Here is a 5,104-nt window from a genome sequence, read left to right on the forward strand (position 1 = left end):
CGCCGCGGTCGGCGCGATCCTCATTCCCGTGCTCGAGCTCGCGCTCGGAGACGTGCTCCCCGGCGCCACGATCGGGCTTCTCGGCTGCGCCGCGTTCTTCGTGCCCATCCTCGTCGCGGGCAAGGTAAACGAGTAACGAAGGCGCGGCGCGCCTCGGCCCCCTAGGCGCGCGACCCCGCGCGCTGGCGCCACAGGTGGTCAACGGGACCGGAGCCATGGCCCAGGTCCAGCCCGGCAGAAAGCGCGCCGGTGAGGTAGTCCTTCGCGCGCGCCGCCGCCTCGGGAAGCTCGCGGCCCTCCGCCAGGCCGCAGGCGATCGCGCTCGAGAGCGTGCAGCCCGTGCCGTGGGTGTTTGCGGTCCTTACGCGCGGGGCGCGCAGCCACGTCACGCGCGGCGCGCCCTCGTCCTCGACGGCCGGCTCCACCAGCACGTCGCTGGCGTCCGCCACGCCGTGCCCGCCCTTCACGAGCACCGCGCAGCCCAGGCGCTCGGCCAGCGCGAGCGCGGCGAGCTCCTGCTCGTCCTCGTTTCGCACCGGCTCGCCGAGGAGCGCCGCCGCCTCGGGGATATTGGGCGTGGCCACGCGGGCGAGCGGCAGCAGGCGCGCCACGAGCGCCGACGCCGCATCGTCGCCCATGAGGCGCGCGCCCGAGGTGGCCACCATCACCGGGTCCACGACCACGTTCTCGGCGCCCCAGCGCTCGAGCCGCGCGGCTATGGCCTCGGCGATCGCCGCGGAGGGCACCATGCCCACCTTGACCGCGGCGGGCGGGATGTCCTCGAAGACCGCGTCTATCTGCTCGGCCACCATCTGCGGCGTGGCCTCCATGACGTCGCGCACGCCGCAGGTGTTCTGCGCCGTGAGCGCGGTAATCGCGGTCTCGGCAAAGAGCCCGTGCGCGGAGATGGTCTTGATGTCCGCCTGGATGCCCGCGCCGCCGCTCGAGTCCGAGCCCGCGATTGTAAGCACCGCGGGAACGCTCCAGCCCCTCGTGCCCATGAGACCCCCTATCTCGACCCCACGGCCGCCTCGGCAAGACCGCGCAGCTCGCGCGTCGCGGCCTCGATGTCATGGGCGGCGAAGATGGCCGAGACCACCGCCGCCCCGTCCGCGCCCGTGCCGGCGAGCAGGGGTAGCGTGCGCGCGCTCACGCCCCCGATGGCCGTCACCGGGATGTCCACGGCGGCGCAGATGCGCGCGAGCCCCTCAGGGGACACGGCCACGGTATCGGACTTGGTGGACGTTCCAAACAGCGCCCCCACGCCCAGGTAGTCGGCGCCGGCCGCCTGCGCGGCAAGCGCCTCCTCCACCGTGTGGGCGGAGACCCCCACGATGGCGTCCGGCCCGAGCGCCTCGCGCGCGGCGGCGCACGCCGTGTCAGACTGCCCCACGTGCACGCCGTCCGCGCCGCTGCGCCGGGCCGCCTCCACGTCGTCGTCGATCACAAAGGGCACGCCCGCCGCGCGGCAGACGGGGATGATCTCCAACGCCTCCGCCACGATCTGGTCCGTCGCGAGGTCCTTCTCGCGCAGCTGGACGAAGGTGGCGCCGCCGGCGATGGCCTCCCGCACGCAGTCGGCGAGCGTCCGGCCAGCGAGCCAGGCCCTGTCCGTCACCGCATAGAGCAGCATGCCGTGCCGGATGGCCTCGGGCGAGAAGGACCCGCGGACGACGGGGCCCACTTCCGTGTGATTGACGTCCATGAGGGGTGTCTCCTTTCCTAGGATCACGCCATTGCGCCGGACATGCGGACGGCGCCGGCGGCACCGGCGGCGCGGACAGCAGGCTCGGTGGCGTCGGTGATGCCGCCGAGGGCGAGCACCGGCACGCGGGCCGCGGCGATGACCTGCTCGAGAAACGCGACCCCGCGGCCCGGGAGCGGCTTGCACGACGGCGCAAAGACGGGGCTCGCCACAAGGTAGTCGGCGCCGAGCCCCTCGGCAACCGCCACCTCGGCCACCTCGTGCACGTTGGTGCCGACGAGGTCGAATCCCTCCGGGCGGCCAGCGCGCGCAAGCGCGGGCAGCGGCAGGTGCAGGCGCGACGCGCCGAGCTCGCGGGCGGCGGGCACGTGGCCGTGGGCGATAAAGGCGACGCCCGCGCGCCCGCAGGCCGCCATGACCTCGCGGGCAAGCGCGACGTACGCACCGTCGTCCAGGTCCTTCTCGCGCATGATGAGCGCGTCGTAGGCGCCGGCGATCCGCGCCACCTGCTCGGGCAGCGGCCGCGCGCACCGGCACCGGTCCGTCATGGCAACGCGCAGGAAGCCTCCGTCAAAGAGCGAGCCCATAGGCGCCCTCACACCAGAACGTGGTCGTTCATGACCGGCTCGAGCCCCATGCGGCGCATGGCCGCGCACATCTCGGCCAGGCTGCGGCTGTCATCGATCTCGAACTGGTCGTCGCCCTCCTCGGCCTGGTGCGCATGCTCGCCGATGCCCGTGGACACGCCGGCCGAGACCTTGGTGGCCGTGATCGTGGCCACGTGGTCGCGGAAGCGCGCCGACTCACGCGACGAGACCGTGACGCCGGCAAAGGGCATGAACAGGCGGTAGGCGCAGATGACCTGCAGGAGCTGCGCCTCGCTCACGTGCGGCCCGTTGGGCGTGACGGCGCCCGCAGCGGGGCGCAGGCGCGGACACGAGAAGGAGATCTCCGCGTGCGGGTAGGCCCGGCTCACGTAGTAGGCGTGCAGCGCGCAGGCGAGCGCGTCGTGACGGAACTCCGAGAGGCCCAGCAGCGGCGCGAAGGCCACGCCGCGCATGCCGCCCCTGAGCGCGCGCTCCTGCGCCTCAAAGCGGTAGGGCATGATACGCTTGCGGCCGCGCAGGTGGAGCTTGGCGTAGCGCGCCGGGTCATAGGTCTCCTGGAACACGGTCACGAAGTCCGCGCCGGCCTCGTGCAGGCGCGCGTAGTCGGCCACGTTGGCGGGGTACACCTCGACGCCGACGTTCCTGAAGCGCGCGGCCGCGAGCTCGCAGGCGCGCGCGATGTAATCGATGTCGGACGTCACCGGATCCTCGCCGGTGAGCAGCAAGATCTCCTCCTGTCCCGTTGCGGCGATGGCGTCGAGCTCGGCGACGGTCTGCCCCTCGTCCAGACGGGCGCGGCGAATGCCGCTCTCGCAGTTGAAGCCGCAGTACACGCAGCGGTTCTCGCAGTAGTTGGCCAGGTAGAGCGGCGTGAAGAACTGGATGTTGGTGCCAAACCAGCGCACGCGCTCGGCCCGGGCCCGCTCGGCCATCTCCTCGAGGAAGGGCTCGGCCGCAGGCGACACGAGCGCGCCGAAGTCCGCGGGCTCCACAACATCGGCGTCGAGCACGCGACGCACGTCGGCGGCGGTCACGGCGTCGGGGTCGTAGGCCTCCACGGCGTCAAGCACGCGGTCGAACATGCCGTTGTCCAGGACGTCCATGTCAGGCAGGAAGGTCATGGGGTCCAGGCCGTAGTCCGTGTGGATGGCGCGCTCCATGTCCTTCTCGTCCATGGAGACGATGCGGCGGCAGCGCCTGCCCACAGGTGCGGTCTTAGGCTCCGCGAACTGCACGTTCTTCTCGTCCTCGCTCATCGGACCTCCTCCCCCAGAAATCCGGTGAGCGGGCTCGAGGCCTCGCCCGCGCCGTCAAGCACGCGGCCGGGGCCCGCAAGGAACGCCGCGCGACCGGCCCGTACCGCGTCACCGAAGGCGCGCGCCATGAGCGGGATGTTGCCGGCGGTGGCCACGGCCGTGTTGGCCATGACGGCGGCCGCGCCCATCTCCATGGCCTCGCACGCCTGCGACGGGCGCCCGATGCCCGCGTCCACGATCACCGGCAGCTCGATCTCCTCGATGAGGATGCGGATGAAGTCGCGCGTCACGAGGCCGCGGTTGGAGCCGATGGGCGCGCCGAGCGGCATGACGGCGGCCGCGCCCGCGCTCACCAGGTCGCGCGCGACGTTGAGGTCGGGGTACATGTACGGCAGCACCGTGAAGCCCTCACTCGCCAGCATGTCGGTGGCGCGGACGGTCTCCGCGTTGTCGGGCAGGAGGTAGCGCGCGTCACGGATGACCTCGACCTTGATGAAGTCACCGCAGCCGAGCTCGCGCGCGAGGCGGGCGATGCGCACCGCCTCCTCGGCCGTGCGGGCGCCCGAGGTGTTGGGCAGAAGCGTCACGCCCTCGGGCATGGCGTCGAGGATGCTCCCCTCCTGATTGGTGTTGGCGCGGCGCACGGCAAGGGTCACAATCTGCGCACCCGCGTCCTCCACGGCCGCCTTGACCACGTCGAGCCTGAACTTGCCCGACCCCAGGATGAAGCGCGACGCAAACTCCTTGCCGCCGAGGGTCCAGGTGTCTGCGGTGGGCGCGACGGCGTCCGATGTGATGTGCTCCGTCATGGTGTTTCCCTTCGTTGATGGGCGCCGCGGGCGCTGGGCCCCGCAAAACAGGTCAGCCCGCGGCGCGCTTGGTTGCCAGATAGCCGGGGACGTCACGGGCCCTCGAGCCCCAGGACGATCCTCACGGCGAGAAGGGCCTGCTGGGCGGCGCAGAGTGCGACGCGCGGGGCGAGAAGCGCCCCGGCCGCCCCGACGTCCGACGCGCCGTCGCCGCAGACGTAGAAGCGCCGGCTCACACGCCTCGTGACGATCTCACACGCCGGGCCCGCGCCCGCCATGCCGTTGCCGGCGACGAGCACGGGGCCCTCGGGCAGGGTGAGGAGCTCCTCGACGAGAAGCGCCTTGGCCTCGGGGTCGTCGAAGGCCTCGCAGACGATGTCGCACCCCCCGAAGGTCCCCCGGACGTTCTCGGCCGTAACGCGGGTGCGCAGCGCCCGCACGCGCGTGCCCGCGCCGATGGCGCGGAGCTGCTCGGCCAGCGCCTCAACCTTGGGACGGCCCAGATGCTCGCGGAAGTAGTGCTGGCGGTTGAGGTTGCCCTCGTCAACCACGTCAAAGTCGGCGACAACGAGCTCGCCCACCCCGCTGCGCGCGAGCATGACGGCGATGTTGGAGCCGAGCCCGCCCGCCCCTGCGATCCCGATGCGCGCCGCGCGCAGCGGGGTGGGCGAGCTCGTTGTCGCCGACTTTGACGTGGTTGACGAGGGCAACCTCAACCGCCAGCAC

6 protein-coding genes are annotated in these 5,104 nt (G+C 72.3%); all 6 read right to left on the reverse strand.

Going from position 1 to position 5,104, the window contains the following annotated elements; translation table 11 throughout:
• Positions 1-161: 161 nt before the first annotated feature.
• Positions 162-1,001: a bifunctional hydroxymethylpyrimidine kinase/phosphomethylpyrimidine kinase gene (thiD, locus tag H6A23_RS11105; RefSeq protein WP_204832235.1), complete on the reverse strand. Its 840-nt coding sequence runs from the start codon at positions 999-1,001 to the stop codon at positions 162-164.
• Positions 1,002-1,009: 8 nt separating this feature from the next.
• Positions 1,010-1,705 carry a thiamine phosphate synthase gene (gene thiE, locus H6A23_RS11110; RefSeq protein WP_204832236.1) on the reverse strand — a complete coding sequence of 232 codons (696 nt, stop codon included), beginning with the start codon at positions 1,703-1,705 and terminating at the stop codon, positions 1,010-1,012.
• 23 nt (positions 1,706-1,728) lie between these two features.
• Positions 1,729-2,292: a thiamine phosphate synthase gene (locus tag H6A23_RS11115; RefSeq protein WP_204832237.1), complete on the reverse strand. Its 564-nt coding sequence runs from the start codon at positions 2,290-2,292 to the stop codon at positions 1,729-1,731.
• Between the two features lie 8 nt (positions 2,293-2,300).
• Positions 2,301-3,569 (reverse strand): 2-iminoacetate synthase ThiH, encoded by a 1,269-nt coding sequence (gene thiH, locus H6A23_RS11120; protein WP_204832238.1) that lies wholly within the window; start codon positions 3,567-3,569, stop codon positions 2,301-2,303.
• Positions 3,566-4,378 (reverse strand): thiazole synthase, encoded by an 813-nt coding sequence (locus H6A23_RS11125; RefSeq protein WP_204832239.1) that lies wholly within the window; start codon positions 4,376-4,378, stop codon positions 3,566-3,568. The genes thiH and H6A23_RS11125 overlap by 4 nt, the downstream gene beginning before the upstream one ends.
• Positions 4,379-4,470: 92 nt before the next feature.
• Positions 4,471-5,104: sulfur carrier protein ThiS adenylyltransferase ThiF (gene thiF / locus H6A23_RS11130; RefSeq protein WP_353653069.1), on the reverse strand; the 634-nt coding region annotated here is incomplete at its 5' end.

The organism is Olsenella uli (assembly GCF_016900775.1).
Lineage (GTDB): Bacteria > Actinomycetota > Coriobacteriia > Coriobacteriales > Atopobiaceae > Thermophilibacter > Thermophilibacter uli_A.

Coding starts and splice junctions, on each gene's coding strand:
- thiD (WP_204832235.1), bottom strand. CDS start 1,001: ATGGGCACGAGGGGCTGGAGCGTTCCCGCGGTGCTTACAATCGCGGGC.
- thiE (WP_204832236.1), bottom strand. CDS start 1,705: ATGGACGTCAATCACACGGAAGTGGGCCCCGTCGTCCGCGGGTCCTTC.
- H6A23_RS11115 (WP_204832237.1), bottom strand. CDS start 2,292: ATGGGCTCGCTCTTTGACGGAGGCTTCCTGCGCGTTGCCATGACGGAC.
- thiH (WP_204832238.1), bottom strand. CDS start 3,569: ATGAGCGAGGACGAGAAGAACGTGCAGTTCGCGGAGCCTAAGACCGCA.
- H6A23_RS11125 (WP_204832239.1), bottom strand. CDS start 4,378: ATGACGGAGCACATCACATCGGACGCCGTCGCGCCCACCGCAGACACC.